This window comes from Hamadaea sp. NPDC050747 (genome assembly GCF_040654195.1).
Taxonomy (GTDB): Bacteria; Actinomycetota; Actinomycetes; order Mycobacteriales; family Micromonosporaceae; genus Hamadaea.
In genome coordinates this window covers 158,503-174,567 of sequence record NZ_JBFAHM010000002.1, presented here as the reverse complement: position 1 = coordinate 174,567, position 16,065 = coordinate 158,503, and the positions used below count along the sequence as shown (strand labels likewise).

The window sequence follows — 16,065 nt, the reverse complement described above, 5'->3', positions numbered from 1 at the left end:
GCGAGGCAGATCCGGGAGGTGGTGCGCCGGCCGTCGGGCCGACCGGATAGCGCGGCACGCTCGCAGCATGTCGCCGACATTACGTTAACGTTAATGTGACTGCCGCCCGATGCTAGGGCGGCCTCAACATGGCCGTCAAGAGCGAATTTCAGCGCCTTGACACTCGAACAACATTAACGTTAACGTTCCGGCCACGACGCCGCCCCATCCCTCTCACCAGGAGCGTGGCATGACCACATCGGAGCGGCCGGACACGGCCGCCGCCCTTCGCGACGCGATCGTCTCGGCCGACCCCCGGCTGTCGAAGTTCTCTCCGCTTCGCCGCATCCTCGCCCACGACGACTTCAACTCCGGTACGCACGGCTGGACCGAGCTGCTGGGCAACTACAACGGAGTCGGCGACCTGTCCACGGTCGACGACCACATGCGCGACTTCCGTCCGCCACAGCTGTCCAACTGCACCTTCTTCGACACCGGCACCCACGGCGCCATGAGCGGGTCGTACGCGTTGAAGCTGGCGACCCGCCCCTACACCGGGCACACCGCCACGGCCATCCGCCGCCTGACGATGAGCGGCCGGGGACTGCTGCAGATCGAGGCGTACCTGACCTTCAAGTCCGAGGCCACTCTCGGCGGCGACGCCGACGACCGGTTCGGCGACGTGACGTGGGACGGCAACCTGCACCCGTCAGAGGCCCAGTTCGGCTGCTTCACGGTCGCCACCGATCTGTGCGGGGACGGCGGGCTGCGCTATCACACCGTGGCGCGTTACCTGAACACGACGCTGGACAACAACCTCGCCCGGCAGTGGGTCTACCCGATCGTCCCCGAGCCCACCCCGCGCGAACATCTCGAAGGAAAGATCAAACTGGCTTACGGGGCGGACTTCACCGCGCCCAATCCGGAGGACTGGAAGCCGTTCGGCGAACCGCAGGAGCTCTGCTACAACGAGGTGCCGACCAAGGTCAACTGGCACTACCTGCGCTGGCTGATCGACACCTCCGAACGGCGCAGCGTCGAACTGCAGCTCAACGACCGCGTCATGGACATGTCCAACCTGCCCGTGCCGCCCTATCGGGAGCGCTACGACTCCCTGGAGAACCTGCTCAACTTCTACTTCTCGGTGCGGACCCACTCCACCGTCCGCAACTTCCTCTTCCTGGATTCCGTACTCATCTCCACGGAGTGGTGACGCCATGCGGCAGGCATTGACAGCGGTCCTCGAACGGGACACCACCTTCACCGGCGACTTCGCCACCGAGCCTTACGAGGCGGCCTGGGCCGGCGAGGCGCGCTGGTTCGTCAATACCCTTGCGGTGTCCGGCGCGACGACCGTCGCGCTGGTCACGCAGATCTCGCCGGACGGGCTGACCTGGTGCGACCTCGACGGCGAGGAACACGTGATCACCGGGCCCGGTCTGGTAACCTGGCCGGTCAGCCATTTCGGTCAATGGCTGCGGGTGCGGGGGACGATGACGGGCGACGACCCGTCGGCCACCCTGCGCATCTATCTCACGGCGAAGAGCTGAGCGACCGGGACCCGGCGTACGAGCACAGAAAGGCACGCGGATGGCTGAGCCCCGCCGGCACACCCTGCGGGACATCGCCGCGACGTTGAACCTCTCGGTCAACACCGTCTCGCGCGCACTCTCCGGCAAAGACGGCATCAGCGAGAGCACCAGGGCGCTGATCCGCGCCGAGGCGGAACGGGTCGGCTACGTCCCCAACGCCCTGGCGCGCTCGCTCGTTCTGGGCTCGGCCACCACCATCGGGCTGGTCATCACCAACCCGTCCAACCCCTTCTACGCCCAGCTGATCTCGACCGTCGAGGTGCGTGCCCGTGAACACGGCTACTCGTTGCTGCTGGTGGTGACCGACGAGTCGGCCGACAACGAGATGCGAGCCGCCGAATCGCTGCTGCGATCATCGGTCAGCGGGGCCATCGTCGTGCCCGTCCAGGTCGGCGCCGATCCGTGGCGGCGGCTCGGCGCGGCCGGCGTACCCACCGTCCTGCTCAACCGGGACCTGCCCGAACTCGGCTACCGCTTCGTCGGGACCGACAACGAGCTGGGCGGCTACCGGGCCGCCGCGCACGCGGTACTGCGCGGCGCCCGGTCGATCGTCGTGCTCGAGGAAGACCTGCCGATCACCACGATCGCGCACCGCATCGCCGGATTCCGCCGTGCGATGACCGAAGCCGGCCTGCCGGTGCCCCGCGGCAGCGTCATCTCCGTACCCACCCGCCGTTACGAGCAGGCCGCCCTGCCCTGGCAGCCCGAACAGGCCTACCAGGTCGCCCGGCGACTGCTGCGCCGGGCCAAACTGCCCGACGCCGTGGTCGTCGGCAACGACTACTTCGCCCTCGGGCTCTACCGGGCGCTGGAGGAACAGGGTCTCAAGGTGCCCGACGACATGATGGTGATCGGCTTCGGCGACTACCCGTTCGCCGGCTTCCTGTCACCGCCGTTGACCACGGTGCGCCTGCCCGCCGAGGAGGTCGGCACGATCGCCGTCGGCCTGCTCGTCGAGGAGATCGCCGGCGCGCATAGCGGGCGCCCGCTCAAACAGCTCATCGCCCCGCAGCTGGTCGAGCGGGCGTCAACCGCCCGGGCCGGTCGCAGCCTGTCCATGGCCACCAGCTGATCAAGCTGTACCCGCTCGCGTAGGGTGGCGTCGTGGTCGCGTGGGATGAACCAGTGCAGGTGGCCGGCGCTGTGGGGAAGGCCGCCACGGCCGGAACAGGATCAGCGTGGCGGTGACGGCTGAGGCGGGACTCGACACGACGCCGCTCGCGGTCGCCTCGACTCGCCCCGAGCTGCGGGCGTTCACGACCGGTGTCCTCGGCCGCCGCCGGTGGAACGGCTGGGTGGGCGTGGTCGTTCTGTATGCGGTCGCGACGGCCGCCGTCGCGGCCCTTCTTTTCGCAGCCCTCGCCCTCGTCGCCCTGGCCGCGGGGGATTCGGCCAGGGCGATCCGTGACTACACGCTGCTTCTGTCGGCCAGTACGGCGGCCTGCCTCGTCGCCGCCGTGTTCGTCTGGGTCGCGCACGTGAAGCGCGGCGACCTGGAGCAGCTGTTCCGGCTGCACCGGTTCGCGGCCGCGAACGGGTTCGACTTCGCGCCCGAGGTCAAGGAGCCCGACCTGCCGGGGGTCGTCTTCCAGCGTGGCACTCTGCGCCGGTCGGCCGCGCGCCTGCGCCGCAGGGGTCCCCGGCCCCTGGAGGTCGCGAACTACCGCGCTTGGATCGCGCAGGGCCGCGCGGGCGAGACGCTGTCCTGGTCCTACTTCGCCCTCACCCTGGAGCGGCGGATGCCGCAGATCGTGCTCGACGCGCGCGCGAACGGCGGGCGGCTGCTCGGCTCGGGCCGGCCGGGCTCGCCGGTGACGGAGCTGGGACCACCGTTCGGCGCGGCGTTCCGGCTCGTCTGCCCGCCCGAGGTGGAGGGCTGGGCTCGTTCGCTGTTCACACCGGACATCGTCGCCCGGTTCGTCGGTCCGGGGCCGGCTGTCTTCTCGGTGGAGGTCGTGGCGGACCGGCTGTTCGTCTACTCCCGTCTGCGGCCACTGTCCTGCTGCGATCCGCAGACGTGGCGGTGGCTGAGCGAGACCGCGGACGCGCTCTATACCCGGATCGAGGATCTGGACGACACGGCGGTCGCGCCCATCACCCTCGGGAGTGCGGAGACGCCGGCCGGTCTCGCGCCGCCGTATGCCCCGCTGCGCCGGCCGTTCCCGGTGGCGGCTGTGGTTCCATTCCTCGTCCTGGCCGGCGTTTGGGCCGTCGCGCTGGCGGCGTAGCGGCGGCGGCCCGTCGTCCGCGTCAGTAGGTGATGAAGCTGTACAGCGCCTTGTGGTTGGACTTGGTCGAGGCCACCGTGTATCCGATCGGTGAGGCCTGCACCGTTCCCCGCACGAACAAGTAGTCGATCTTGCTTGATCCGCTGGTCGCCGCGGTGCCGTAGCCGGTCATGCCGTAGCCGCTCAGCGTGCTCGCCGGAATCCCGGTGCGGTTGGCGTCGATGCCGACGATCCGGATGGTCGAGGCGTTCATCAGGCTGGTCGCGTCGGCCCCCAGGTGGATGCCGGTCCCGCCGATGCCCGTGTCGCCGTCGCCCGCGCAGGCGTTCTGCCGGTTCTCCTGCGGCAGGTGCACGGTCGCGACGAAAACACTGGTGCCCGTGTCCTTCAAGGTGAATCGCGCGGCGATCGCGCTCGTGCGCTTCCACTTGTACGCGTACGTGGTGCCGTCGTCGGCGTTCGGCGGCTTGTAGAGGGTGCAACCGGCGCCGCCGGCGTACGCCGTGCCGGGCTTCAGCCATCCGGCGCTCCAGTACTTGGACACGGCGGTCAGACTTAGCCGCGCCGAGTTGTAGACGATGGCGTTGGTCTGCTTCTTCTTCAGATCCCCGAGCGACTGGTCGTCGCAGTTGTGCGTCGAGCCCCACGGCTCGGGGTCGTCCCAGACCACGATCGCCTTGAAGGTGCCTGCCGCCAGCCCGAACTTCGCCGACAGCTGATCGGCGTAGGCGCTCGCCTGCCCGGAACCGCGTACCTGCTGGACGATCAGCACGTCCGGCGTCTTCACCGCGCTGGTGCCGGTGTGACCGGTGTCGTCGACGAGCATCGACGTGAGATGGTCCGGGCCGGAGATGCGAGTGCACGATCCGTCCGCGTTGTTGACGACCAGGTTCTCGATGTTGTTGTCGTAGACACGCAGCACCCGGTCGGCGGCGTGGGCCGGGACCGGGTACGCGACCACGACCGCCAGGGCGGCGGCCGCCGCGGCGAGCCGAACCGGAGCAGAGGTGAGGGACATGCCGCCATCGTGCTCCTCGTGTCTACAAGGGAGCTACAGCCCGGCAACACTACGGCGTCGGCTACCGCGGTCCGATGGTCTGGATGTGCCGGGCCTCGTCGAACGCGCGGGCGTCCACGCCGCCGCTCTGATCGCGTGGCCGGGCGAACACACTGGCGAAGTAGCAGACGATCGACCCGGCGCCGCCCTGGCTGTCGGGCAACGTCAGGCACAGCATCCGATCCTGAATCCGTTCGGGGATCGCGGCGAAGGCCAGCATCCCGGCCCGCGTGGCCTCGTCCGCCTGCTCGATGATCAGCGGGTTGTAGACCCGGGTGTGCAGGTGCATCGCCTGTACGCCGCCGAAGAGCACCGAGAAGCTTTCCGGCTCGTCCGGCTGTGCGAACGAGTGCAGGATGAGCCGTGTGTGGCTGACCATGTAGTGCCGCAGGCGGAAAGGGCGCTCGATCACGACTCGCTCCATCGGCCCATGGTGCGCTGGGGAACGGCGATTGGCCAGCCGCCTCGGATCGGCGGGTGTAGACCGGGCGGCGCCGGGTAGTCGGAGGCCATCGGACACGTCACGCCGTATCGGAGGTGGGTTCGATGCAAAGTCGTGCCAAGATCATGGGACATGCGGTTCATCCGATCCTGATCGTGTTCCCGCTCGGGCTGCTGAGCACCGCCGTCATTTTCGACATCGTCTACCTGTTCAGCGACCGGCCCAGCTTCGCTCTCGCCGCGGCGTACGCGATGGCCGGAGGCATCATCGGCGGCCTGATCGCGGCGGTGTTCGGGTTGATCGACTGGACGGGCATCGAGTCCGGCACCCGGGCGAAACGGATCGGCGCCGTCCACGGGCTCGGCAACGTCCTCGTGGTCGCCCTGTTCACGGTCAGCTGGCTGCTGCGCACCGGTGGCGATCTGTGGCAGCCGGGTGTGCTGGCGATGGTGTTCAGTTTCGCCGGGCTCGCCCTTGCCGGGGTGACCGGCTGGCTGGGCGGGGAACTGGTCGAACGCCTCGGCGTCGGAGTGGACGAGGGCGCCAACGCCAACGCACCCAACTCGCTGTCGCATACGCCGGCCCACGTACGCCACTGATCTGTCGGTGGCCGCTGGGATGATGGCGGTATGGCGTACGACAAGGAACTGGCCGAGCGGGTGCGCGAAGTCGCGCAGAGCGAGCCGGGCTGGTCGGAGAAGCGCATGTTCGGCGGCCTGGCCACGCTCGTCGACGGGAAGCTGGCGTTGGCCGTGAGCACCCACGGCGGCCTGCTCGTGAACGTGGCGGGTGACCAGGCCGAGGCGGCACTGGCCGAGCCCGGGACGGAGGTGGCCGTCATGGGTGGCCGGGAGATGCGCGGCTGGGTTCGGGTCGACCCGTCGGCCTGCGCCGACGACGCCGTGCTGGGCCGCTGGGTCGCCCGTGGGGTGGCCGCGGCGCGTGGCCGGAAGCGTTCGAGATGAGCGCAGCGTGAGGCATCGACCGAATAGACTTGGTGGATAGCCCGCCGGGTCTGGTACCGTTGCCCGGCCGTGAGTAGCCCGTGAGGAGGTGAGCCCCGATGAACGCTGCATCCATGCGGGTGCTCCCCCTGCCGTCACGGTCGGGCGACTGACATAGGTCTCGCCGGGAGCGCCTTACGGGCACTCCGAAAGGACAGACCTATGCAACCTACGCATTTTGCGCACCATGTCGGCGATCCCGCGATAGCGGTCACCCGGATCGCCGATCGACACTGGCACGCCTTGGAAGACGACCAAGTCGTCGGCCGCGGCGAGGCTTCGCCCAGGCCCGACCGGCGGCTGTTCCTCAGCATCGACGCCTGGGACGACGCCGCCTTCGATCGGCTTGGCCAGGCGATGCTGGCCGACCTGCCGAAGCCGCTGTACACGGTGGTCGACGAGGCCGATCACGACCTGCGAGCCCGGTGGGAACGGGCTGGTTTCGTGACCGGCCGTCGCGAGTGGGAACTTCTCATCCCCACCGGACCGCACCTGGCGGCCCCGCCTTCGGAGGTGAAGATCCTCGGGATCGGCCGGGCCGAACGGGCACCATTGCGTGAACTGGACCGCGCGATCCGCGACGAGGTGGAGGCCAGCGTCGGCTGGCACACGATGCCCGCAGAGGTCCTGGTCCGCCTGGACGACGAGACGGTGACCGACCCGTCGAAGTACGTGGTGGCCGCCACGGCGGACAGCTACGTCGGGTTGATCCGGCTGGCTCAGGTTCCCCGTCAGCCGCGGATCGGGCTGATCGCCGTACGCGCCGGCTGGCAACGGCGCGGCATCGCCCGGGCGCTGCTGGCGCACGTGCTGGATTCGCTGCACCGGGTCGGCATCCCCGCCGCGAGTGCCGAGGTCGACGAGTCCAATCTCGCCGCCGTCGCATTGTTCGACGGCGTCGCGGCCACCCGGGCCGGCAGCACCTTGGAGCTGGTGCACCGCTGATACTGACGGCGCCGAGGCGCCGAGAACAGCATCCATCGAAACCGACAGGAGAGTCGATCATGGCGAGAGTCGCCAAAGGCATTGAAATGGAAGGCGTTGTGCTGGAGTGCCTGCGCAACGCTCGCTTCACCGTCGAACTCAGCAACGGGCACAAGGTCCTGGCCCACATCAGCGGGAAGATCCGCAAGAACTACATCAAGATCTTGCCGTTCGACCGGGTGCTCGTCGAGCTCAGCCCGTATGACCTCACCAAGGGCCGGATCCTGTTCCGCTACCGCAACTAAAGCCTGTCTCCTAGGTCGGATGACTTGTGAAGCAGCGCCCTTCTCGGGCGTCCCCGCCGGTCGGCCGTCAACGGTCGGCGGTGGGGTCCGCGTCATCGGGGCTGGATGCCACCGGCGCGCCGGCCCCTCGAAGCGGACGTTAGAAGCCGCGCGTTTCGGGTAGCCCCGTCGGCAGAGGCTGACGGCAGGCGAGGAGCGTGGCATGAAGGCGGTTGTCTGGCACGGCAAACGGGACGTTCGGGTGGACGAGGTCCCCGACCCGGTCCTGCAACAGCCCAACGACGCGATCATCCGGGTCACCTCCAGCGGCTTATGCGGCTCCGACCTTCACCTGTACGAGGTGCTGGGACCGTTCATGACCGAGGGCGACATCCTGGGCCACGAACCGATGGGCGTGGTCGAGGAGGTCGGTCCGGAGGCGGGTGAGCTGCGACCCGGTGATCGCGTCGTGATCCCGTTCAACATCTCCTGCGGCCGTTGTCTCATGTGCACGCTGGGCTTGCAGAGCCAGTGCGAGACGACTCAGGTCCGCGAGTACGGCAAGGGCGGCGCGCTGTTCGGCTACACCCGGCTCTACGGGCAGGTGCCCGGCGGGCAGGCCGAGTACCTGCGGGTGCCGCAGGCTCAATACGGGCCGATCAAGGTGCCCGAGGGTCCGCCGGACGATCGCTTCGTCTATTTGTCCGACGTGCTTCCCACGGCCTGGCAGGCGGTCGAGTACGCGCAAGTGCCGCCCGGTGGCACCCTGCTCGTGCTCGGCCTGGGACCGATCGGGCAGATGGCCGCCCGGATCGCGCTGCATCGGGACGCCGGTCGGGTGCTGGCGGTCGACCTGGTTCCGGAGCGGCTGGCGTACGCCCGAGAGTCCGGTGTGGAGGCGCTGGATCTGAAACAGCACGACGACGTCGTGGACCTGATCCGGCAGTTGACGGGCGGCCGGGGCGCCGATTCGGTGATCGACGCGGTCGGCATGGAGGCGCACGGTTCGGGTCCGGCGAAGGTCGCCCAGTCCGCGGTCGGGCTGCTGCCCGATCCGGCGGCGCGCAAGCTGATGGAGACGGCCGGCGTCGACCGGCTGGCCGCGTTGGAGATCGCGATCGGCGCGGTACGCCGGGGCGGGACGATCTCGGTGAGCGGTGTGTACGGCGGGATGCTGGATCCGTTGCCGATGATGGTGCTGTTCGACAAGCAGATCCAGTTACGGATGGGGCAGGCCAATGTGCACCGGTGGGTCGCCGATCTCCTGCCGCTGCTGACCGGCGACGACGACCCGCTCGGCGTCGACGGGTTCGCCACGCATCACCTTCCGCTCGGCGACGCTCCGGCGGCGTACGAGATGTTCCAGCAGAAGACCGACGGCGCGATCAAGATCCTGTTGCGTCCGTGATCGGAGCGGGGACGCCATGGCCGACCAGGCGAAGGTCAGGCCGGACAGGATGAAGGCGCAGGTGGAGCGCAAGCTGGCCGAACCGGGGTCGTCAGCGGTCGCCGGCGACGTCTGAGTCGCCTCGCGGGTCCTCCAAGGGCGGGCGCAGGGCGGCGCAGATCCAGTACGCCGAGACGACGACGATCAGCGCGCTCATGGCGATGCCCAGACCGGCGAAGTACGCCAGCCCGACGACGAGGAGGATCGCCGGCACCCCGAGCACCGGGATCCGCCAACCGGGCCCGCGCCGGTGCGCCATCAGCCGACGGGCCAGGCCAGGATCTTCGGCTGTCAGGTGTCGCTCGATGTCGGCGAGGTCGATCTGTTCCTGCGGGGTGAGCATCTGGTTCCTCCTTCCCGGGGGAAGGATCGTCAGCGGCCCTTCTCCCGGGCCTGGCGGCTGGCCCGGTCGTTGGCCCGGCCGATCGCGTCGACGAGTTCGGCCTTGGTCATCCGCGTGCGGCCGCGTACGTCCAGGCGAGCCGCGACTTCGAGCAGGTGGGCCTTGGAGGCGTTGGCGTCCACCCCGCCGGCCGTCTCCTTCGGCCGCTGACCCCGCTGCTGGGCGGCCTGGGCGTCGCTAGGACCGCGCTCGTCCTTGGCCTCCCAATGGTCGCCGACCTTCTCAAACGAGTGTTTCAGCGCGGCGTACGCCGTCTGATGCGCCCGGCGTCCCTCGCCGTACTCCTCGACCGCCGCGTCATGGGTCTCCATCCAGGTTCGCTGCGCCTTCTCGGGCGAGCGCTGGAGTGTGCTGGGAAGTTCCTGGTCCGCAGGCATTCCGTCGGCGTACCCGGGGAGGCGGTCGCCAAACCGTCCGCTCGCGGCACGCTGGTGCCACCACCGTGACCTGCGCGCCGGACGGCTGTAGTCCCCGTGACACCGGTACCCGACCGTTCGGCTGGGTTTGCCCCTTCCGGACCGGGGCAAGCCAGTGCGCAGTATGCCCGGCGACCGCCGGCTGAATCGACGTAGGGGAGGCCATGAATCCACCTCGAACCATCTCCGTTGAGCCCCGTCCCATCACACCGTTGGCCGACCTCGTCGGCGAAGAGCGTATTCAGGAGCTGACGACGACCCTGGCGTCGGTCGCGAGCCGGGCCAGACGCCGTACGCTGTGGCAGATCAACTCCACCGCCAGCGGCGGCGGCGTCGCCGAGATGCTGCACGGCCTGGTCGGCTACCTGCGTGACCTCGACGTCGACGTTCGCTGGCTGGTCATCGACGGCGACGACGGCTTCTTCGACCTGACCAAGCGGCTGCACAATCGCGCCCACGGCGCGGAATCCGGCCCGGCGCTCGGCGATGCCGACGCCGCGCACTACGAGCAGGTCAGCCGCCGTAACGCCGAGCAGGTCGCCGATCTCGTGCGGCCCGGCGACCTCGTGGTGCTGCACGATCCGCAGACGGCGGGTCTGGCCCCCACTTTGACGGACCTGGGCGCGATCGTGGTGTGGCGCTGCCACATCGGCTCCGACGACCGGACTCCGGTCACCGAGTCGGTCTGGCGGTTCCTGCGACCGCACCTGTCGGCCGCGCACGCGTACGTGTTCACCCGGGAGCGGTATCGGCCGTCGTTCGTGCCCGACGCCAGCACCTGGATCATCCCGCCGTCGATCGATCCGTTCGCCGTGAAGAACATCGACCTCGATCCGGCCACAGTGGACTGTGTGCTCACCGCCGCCGGTCTGCTCGACGGATCAGCGCCGGACCCCGCGCGTACCCGGTTCACCCGGCCGGACGGCACGACCGGCGAGATCACCCGGCGCGCGACGGTCATAGCCGAAACTCTTCCGGCGGCGGGGGAGCCGCTCATGCTGCAGGTGTCGAGATGGGACCGGCTCAAGGACATGGCGGGCGTGATGACCGCGTTCGCCGAACATGTCGCTCCCCAGCAGGACGGGTGCCTCGTCCTGGCCGGCCCGGCGGTCGACGACGTCAGCGACGACCCGGAAGGCGCCCAGGTCTACGACGAGTGCCGCACCGCGTGGCACCAGCTGCCGGTGGCACTGCGGCAGCGCATCATGCTGGCCACCCTGCCGATGGACGACCTCGACGAGAACGCCGTCATGGTCAACGCGCTGCAACGGCACGCCTCCGTGGTGGTGCAGAAAAGCCTCGCGGAAGGCTTCGGCCTCACCGTCGCCGAGGCGATGTGGAAGCGGCGGCCGGTCGTCGCCAGCCGGCTGGGCGGCATCGCCGACCAGATCCAGCCCGGCTGCGGACTGCTCGTCGACCCCCAGGATCTGCCCGCGTTCGGCAAGGCGGTGCGGCAGCTGCTGGACGATCCGGTCGCCGCGGACGCGATGGGCGAGGAGGCGCACCGGCACGTGCGGCGCTCCTTCCTCGCCGACACCCAACTGCTGCACTGGGTACGCCTCTTCGACGTCCTCCTGTCGTGAACCGGCGGCTACGCCGACCAGACGCGGTCGGCGTACGCGAGGAAGTTGCGGCCCATGATCTTGTCGATCCGGTCGTCGGAGAAGCCGCGGTGGGCCAGTAGCCCGATGAGTTTGCGGAACTGGTCCACGCCGCGGAGGTCGACGACGAACGGGTAGGTGTCGGCCCGTTCGCCGGCCGCGCCGACTCCGGCGGCCTGTCGCTGGGCGACGTGCTCGGCCAGCCGCGCCTGGTACGCGTCGAGGTCGTCGATCGACGTCACGCTGCCGTCGGTGCCGATGCCGACGTGGTCCTCGCCGCAGACGTCGACGGCGTGCACGATGTGCGCCACGACGTCTTCGGCGCGGGCGTGGCCGGTCGGGTGGACGAACGGCATGAAGTAGATGCCGACGAACCCGCCGGAGTCGGCCACCAGCCGCAGCTCCTCGTCGGTCTTGTTGCGGGGCAGGTCGACCAGCGCCCGGCAGCCCGTGTGATTGATCGACACCGGCAGCTTCGCGACACGGATCGCGTCCAGGCACGTGTTCTCGCCGCTGTGCGACAGGTCGACCATGATGCGGCTGTCGCACAGGGCCTCGACGGCTTCGCGGCCGAACGGGGTCAGGCCCCGGTTCTCCGGCGCCATCGCGCCGTCGCCGAGGTCGTTGGCCTGGTTGTAGGTCAGCTGGATGACGCGTACGCCGAGATCGCGGAACTGGTGGACGCGGCTGAGGTCGTAGTCGAGGGCGACGGCGTTCTGGAAGCCGTAGACGACGCCGATCCGCCCGTCTCGATGGGCGGCGCGGATGTCGTCCGGCGTCAGCACCTTCACGAGGTCGTCCGGGTGCTCGGCGATGATCCGGTCCCACACCTCGATCTCGTGGAGGGTGTGCGCGTACGGCTCGGCGTCGCCGATCGTGTAGCCGAGCGTGATGTTCACGGCGGTGAGGCCCGAGGCGTGCGCGTCGGCGAGCGTTCGCTCGTCGATCGTCAGGTCGGCGCTGTCCTGCACCAGTTTGTGGGCGGCGGCCAGTGAATGGGTGGCGTTCGGGTTGTCCAGGATGCCGAGCGCGTTGATGATCATTCCGGTGGTCATGCGGCGTCTCCCTCGTACTCGGCGCGGTCGAAGCGGCGGCCCCGCTTGACCGTGCAGACGACGCGGCCGAGATTGTCGATGTCGGCGAGCGGGTCGGCCGCGAGGACGACGAAGTTGGCGAGCTTGCCGGCCTCGACGGTGCCCATGACGTCGGCCGCGCCCAGGCTCGCCGCACCGATCGCGGTCGCGCTGCGGATCGCGTCGGCGGCGGGGATGCCGCACCGCTTCACCAGGTACGCCAGTTCGCTGTGCAGGCCGGGCAGTGGCTGCGCGGGCTCGGCCTCGTAGTCGGTGCCGGCGCTGATCAGCACACCGGCGCGGAACGCGTCGGCGGTCAGTTTCGCGGAGAGGCGATCGTTGGCCAGCGCCCGTTCCTTGCCTTCGGCGTCCTCGGCCTGATCAGCCACCCACAACCACATCCCGGCGGTCGCGTCGAGGATCGTGCCGCGTTCGCGCATCTGCGCGTACAGGGCGTCCAGGCGGGGGTCGCCCTCGCGGACGAGCCGCTCGATGTCGAGCACCGGCTTGGTCTTGTACGACGACAGCGGTTCGTCGGCGGTCTGCTGCGCCAGCAGCGACACGTGGGAGACGGAGTCCACCCCGGCCGCCACGACCTCGGCCGGGCTCGCCGGGAACACCGCCGCGTGTGCCCACACCATGATGCGCTGGCGGCGCGCCTCGGCGACGATGGCCGCCACGGTCGCACCGGGCAGGTCCGCGTACACCTTGATGGCGGTGGCGTGCGTGCCGCGCGCCATCGCGACGGCGAGCGGGAGGTCGGTGCCCTCGTCGATCGCCTGCATCCACGGCACGTGGCCGGGGGTCTCGCCTTGGGAGACCTGCCAGGTGCGCGGGTCGTCGAAGAAGCCCGGACCGGCCATGAGCGCCGCGTAGTGGATGTCGGGTCCGGCGATTTCGCCGATGCGGGCGGCGCGGGCCAGGTCGCCGACCTGCCGCAGGTCGTCGGCCATGTCGCGGATCGCGGTGATGCCGCTGTAGACCTGGCGGCGCAGCGCCGCCTCCGCGACCGGCCGGTTGGGCGGGGTCGCGATGTGCTGATGCGAGTCGATGAGACCGGGCACGACGAACCGGCCTGCCAGGTCCACGACCTGCGCGCTGTCCGGGGCCGCAAGCTGCTCGTCCGGGCCCACCCGGGTGATCACGTCGCCGTCGACGATCACAGTGGTACGCGGACGCGGCGCGTGCTCGGTGCCGTCGATCAGGGTGGCGCCGCGGTAGACGGTCACCGAACCGGTGGCCGGCGGGGCGAACGGGGTCGGCGCTGGCTCGTCCATCGACTGGCTCCTTGATGCGGCAGCCATGTTACATCAGATGTAACATGTGTATCGTTTAACGCAACACCGAGCACTGTACCGCAGGAGGCCGCCCGTGCCGAGATCCGCCAGCTCCGCGGTCGACAAGGCGCTCGACCTCGTCGAGGCGGTTGCCCGCGCCGACCGGCCGCAACGCCTGGCCGACCTGGCCCAGACCGCCGGGCTGCACCGGGCCACCGCCTACCGGGTCCTACTCGACCTGGTCCGCCGAGGCTGGGTCATGCGCGTCGGCGAGCACTACCTGCCCGGCCCGTCCGCGATCGGGCTGACCGCGGCGGCCGCCAATCACTCGCTGACCGCCCTGTGCCGGCCCGTCCTGGCCGAGCTGGCCGCGCGGACCGACATGATGGTCAATCTCCAGGTCCTGGAAGCCGACCGATCCCGGGTGATCGACGTCGTGCGGCCGGCCCGGCTCGGCATGATCAGCGACCTGCTCGGCGAGCACCTGCCCGTCCACCGGTTCGCCGGTCCGCTCGCCCTCGTCGCCGCCCTCGACGGCCAGGCCCGCGATCCGTACCTGGCCGTCGCCGAAGCGCAGGGACACGATCGGGCCGACCTCATCGCCGACCTGGACCGCGTACGCACGGACGGCTTCGCCGTCGAACACGGCCGCAACGACAAACTGATCGCGTCGGTCAGCCGGGCGGTCCTGGCCGGGAACGGCCGCCCACTCTGCGCCGTCACGATCGTCGGCCCGGACGCCGAATTCGGCCCGGCCCGGCTGCGGCAGCTCCGACGCGACCTCACCACCGCCACCGCCCAGGTCTCCGCACTCCTCGGAGAGGTGGCGGCAGACCGATGAGCGACCTCCTCGTCCTCGACAAGGCGACCACTGCGGCGGCGCTGGACCCCCAGCGAGTGCTCGACGCCGTCGCCGTCGCGCTGGTGGCCCTCAGCCGCGGCGACGTCTCGGCCCCACCACGGATCGCCGCCCAGGCCCCGGCCGGGCTGCTCGGCGCGATGCCCGCATACGTGCCCGGACTCGGGCTGGCCGCCAAACTCGTCTCGGTCTTCGGCGACCCCGGCCATCCCGGTCGCAGCCGCCATCTGGGCCTGGTCGCCCTGTTCGACGAGCACGACGGGCGCCCGCTCGCGGTGCTGGACGCCGAACCGCTGACCGCCGTGCGTACCGCCGCCTCGGCCACGCTGAGCCTGCGCGTACGCGGCCGGCGGCCGGACCGCGTCGCCGTCATCGGCACCGGGCTACAGGCGACGGCACAGCTCGCGATGCTGGCCGCTGTCGAACCGCGCATCCCCGTCGTGGTGGCCGGTCGCGACGCCGGGCGCGCCCGCGACCTCGCCGCGACTCATCCAAACGCCACCACCGCGTCCATCGAGGACGCCGTACGCCAAGCCGACGCCGTGTTCTGCTGCACCGGCGCGCGGGAACCCGTCGTGCGGCGGTCATGGCTCGCCCCGGGCGCCCATGTCAGCTCGGTCGGCGGCTCCCACGGTCACGAACTGGACGCCCAGACCATCCGGGACGCCCTGCTGTACGCCGAATGGGCGGGCGCGGCCGTCTCGGCCCCGCCCGCCGGCGCGTACGAGTTGCAGGGCATCGATCCGGACCGGATCGTGCTGCTCGGCGAGGTCCTCGGCGGCGACCACCCGACCGTGGACGACCGGTTGACCGTGTTCAAGTCGACCGGCCACGGCGCCCTTGACGTGGCGGCCGCCGCCGTCGCGTACGCGGGCTGACTACCCGGCGACACCCGTCAGCCGGCCATCCCGGACTTCTGCTTGCCGGCGGCTTGCGCGGCTTCTTCCATCGACGGGATCACACCGAGCTGTGTCAGCGCGCCGAGCAGGTCGTAGTTGACCCATTCCTCGACGATCCGGTCGCCTTCCCACTTGTCCATGATCAGGCCGGTCATCACATAGCTCTTGCCGGTCGGCGGGATGCCGCGGAACTCGTTGCGAGCAGTGCCGCCACAAGTCCAGCGGGCACAGGTCAGGTCGCCGTCCATCAGCACTTCCTGGACGTCCATGTGGAGATCGGGTTGTGCCGCGCGTAACTCGGAGACCTGTTGCTTCATGCCGGCGATGCCGTCGATCGGGAAGCTCGGATCGTGGAACGAACAGTTGCTCGCGAACACGTCGTCGCAGATCTCCAGGTTGCCCTTGTTCCAGAGTTCGTCGGTCAGCTTCCGGATGATGTCCTTGTGATCCATTCGTCTGCCCCCTCACACTGGGTCGGCGCCCGGTAGTGGACGCCATACCACCAGCTCAGACCCCTCGCGGCGGCCAGTCAAGGGACCTTTGGCCCGGTCCTGGGGAGTGCTTCGCGGCAACCGGGACA

Annotated in this window: 19 protein-coding genes; 12 read left to right on the top strand and 7 right to left on the bottom strand. The window is 69.8% G+C overall.

What is annotated here, in order from left to right:
* Nucleotides 1-229: 229 nt before the first annotated feature.
* The 4 genes from AB0H43_RS04115 to AB0H43_RS04100 all read left to right on the top strand — a co-directional run bounded on the left by AB0H43_RS04115 (nt 230) and on the right by AB0H43_RS04100 (nt 3,799).
* A complete protein-coding gene (locus AB0H43_RS04115) occupies nt 230-1,192 on the top strand; it encodes a DUF6772 family protein (protein WP_359996192.1) in 963 nt (320 codons plus the stop codon).
* Nucleotides 1,193-1,196: 4 nt separating this feature from the next.
* Nucleotides 1,197-1,529: a DUF6385 domain-containing protein gene (locus AB0H43_RS04110; protein ID WP_359996190.1), complete on the top strand. Its 333-nt coding sequence runs from the start codon at nt 1,197-1,199 to the stop codon at nt 1,527-1,529.
* Nucleotides 1,530-1,569: 40 nt separating this feature from the next.
* Nucleotides 1,570-2,643, top strand: a complete 1,074-nt coding sequence (locus AB0H43_RS04105; protein ID WP_359996187.1) for a LacI family DNA-binding transcriptional regulator — start codon at nt 1,570-1,572, stop codon at nt 2,641-2,643.
* A 106-nt stretch (nt 2,644-2,749) separates the two neighbouring features.
* Complete coding sequence (locus AB0H43_RS04100; protein WP_359996184.1) at nt 2,750-3,799, top strand: hypothetical protein; 1,050 nt, start codon at nt 2,750-2,752, stop codon at nt 3,797-3,799.
* Nucleotides 3,800-3,821: 22 nt separating this feature from the next.
* Here AB0H43_RS04100 and AB0H43_RS04095 read toward each other — a convergent pair whose 3' ends face one another.
* Nucleotides 3,822-4,817: a hypothetical protein gene (locus AB0H43_RS04095; RefSeq protein WP_359996181.1), complete on the bottom strand. Its 996-nt coding sequence runs from the start codon at nt 4,815-4,817 to the stop codon at nt 3,822-3,824.
* 61 nt (nt 4,818-4,878) lie between these two features.
* Nucleotides 4,879-5,268, bottom strand: coding sequence for a hypothetical protein (locus tag AB0H43_RS04090; protein WP_359996178.1), 390 nt, complete (start codon nt 5,266-5,268; stop codon nt 4,879-4,881).
* A gap of 134 nt (nt 5,269-5,402) precedes the next feature.
* Between AB0H43_RS04090 and AB0H43_RS04085 the strand changes: the two genes are divergently transcribed.
* From AB0H43_RS04085 to AB0H43_RS04065, 5 genes are all read left to right on the top strand, one after another.
* Nucleotides 5,403-5,897: a DUF2231 domain-containing protein gene (locus tag AB0H43_RS04085; protein ID WP_359996175.1), complete on the top strand. Its 495-nt coding sequence runs from the start codon at nt 5,403-5,405 to the stop codon at nt 5,895-5,897.
* A gap of 30 nt (nt 5,898-5,927) precedes the next feature.
* Nucleotides 5,928-6,263 carry a TfoX/Sxy family protein gene (locus AB0H43_RS04080; RefSeq protein ID WP_359996172.1) on the top strand — a complete coding sequence of 112 codons (336 nt, stop codon included), beginning with the start codon at nt 5,928-5,930 and terminating at the stop codon, nt 6,261-6,263.
* Between the two features lie 282 nt (nt 6,264-6,545).
* Nucleotides 6,546-7,247 (top strand): GNAT family N-acetyltransferase, encoded by a 702-nt coding sequence (locus AB0H43_RS04075; RefSeq protein WP_359996170.1) that lies wholly within the window; start codon nt 6,546-6,548, stop codon nt 7,245-7,247.
* A 59-nt stretch (nt 7,248-7,306) separates the two neighbouring features.
* The gene (gene infA, locus AB0H43_RS04070) at nt 7,307-7,531 is read left to right on the top strand and encodes a translation initiation factor IF-1 (RefSeq protein ID WP_359996168.1); all 225 of its coding nucleotides are present in this window, start codon (nt 7,307-7,309) and stop codon (nt 7,529-7,531) included.
* 202 nt (nt 7,532-7,733) lie between these two features.
* Nucleotides 7,734-8,918, top strand: coding sequence for a zinc-dependent alcohol dehydrogenase (locus tag AB0H43_RS04065; protein ID WP_359996165.1), 1,185 nt, complete (start codon nt 7,734-7,736; stop codon nt 8,916-8,918).
* Nucleotides 8,919-9,009: 91 nt separating this feature from the next.
* Here the strand turns inward: AB0H43_RS04065 and AB0H43_RS04060 are convergent, their stop codons facing one another.
* Together AB0H43_RS04060 and AB0H43_RS04055 are read right to left on the bottom strand one after the other, a co-directional pair.
* Entirely contained in the window at nt 9,010-9,300 is a 291-nt protein-coding gene (locus AB0H43_RS04060) for a DUF3040 domain-containing protein (protein ID WP_359996163.1), read from the bottom strand.
* A gap of 29 nt (nt 9,301-9,329) precedes the next feature.
* Nucleotides 9,330-9,737 (bottom strand): ChaB family protein, encoded by a 408-nt coding sequence (locus tag AB0H43_RS04055; RefSeq protein WP_359996160.1) that lies wholly within the window; start codon nt 9,735-9,737, stop codon nt 9,330-9,332.
* Nucleotides 9,738-9,988: 251 nt separating this feature from the next.
* Between AB0H43_RS04055 and AB0H43_RS04050 the strand changes: the two genes are divergently transcribed.
* On the top strand, nt 9,989-11,359 hold the full coding sequence (locus tag AB0H43_RS04050; RefSeq protein ID WP_359996157.1) for a glycosyltransferase: 1,371 nt from the start codon (nt 9,989-9,991) through the stop codon (nt 11,357-11,359).
* Nucleotides 11,360-11,367: 8 nt separating this feature from the next.
* On the opposite strand, the gene AB0H43_RS04045 is transcribed toward AB0H43_RS04050, so the two are convergent.
* Both AB0H43_RS04045 and AB0H43_RS04040 read right to left on the bottom strand, forming a co-directional pair.
* Nucleotides 11,368-12,432 carry a membrane dipeptidase gene (locus AB0H43_RS04045; protein WP_359996154.1) on the bottom strand — a complete coding sequence of 355 codons (1,065 nt, stop codon included), beginning with the start codon at nt 12,430-12,432 and terminating at the stop codon, nt 11,368-11,370.
* A complete protein-coding gene (locus AB0H43_RS04040) occupies nt 12,429-13,727 on the bottom strand; it encodes an amidohydrolase family protein (RefSeq protein ID WP_359996151.1) in 1,299 nt (432 codons plus the stop codon). The genes AB0H43_RS04045 and AB0H43_RS04040 overlap by 4 nt, the downstream gene beginning before the upstream one ends.
* A 94-nt stretch (nt 13,728-13,821) precedes the next feature.
* Here AB0H43_RS04040 and AB0H43_RS04035 point away from each other — a divergent pair, with 94 nt between their 5' ends.
* Both AB0H43_RS04035 and AB0H43_RS04030 read left to right on the top strand, forming a co-directional pair.
* Nucleotides 13,822-14,568 carry an IclR family transcriptional regulator gene (locus AB0H43_RS04035; RefSeq protein ID WP_359996148.1) on the top strand — a complete coding sequence of 249 codons (747 nt, stop codon included), beginning with the start codon at nt 13,822-13,824 and terminating at the stop codon, nt 14,566-14,568.
* Entirely contained in the window at nt 14,565-15,464 is a 900-nt protein-coding gene (locus AB0H43_RS04030; RefSeq protein WP_359996145.1) for an NAD(P)-binding domain-containing protein, read from the top strand. The genes AB0H43_RS04035 and AB0H43_RS04030 overlap by 4 nt, the downstream gene beginning before the upstream one ends.
* Before the next feature lie 17 nt (nt 15,465-15,481).
* Here AB0H43_RS04030 and AB0H43_RS04025 read toward each other — a convergent pair whose 3' ends face one another.
* Entirely contained in the window at nt 15,482-15,937 is a 456-nt protein-coding gene (locus AB0H43_RS04025) for an ester cyclase (RefSeq protein ID WP_359996142.1), read from the bottom strand.
* Nucleotides 15,938-16,065 lie beyond the last annotated feature (128 nt).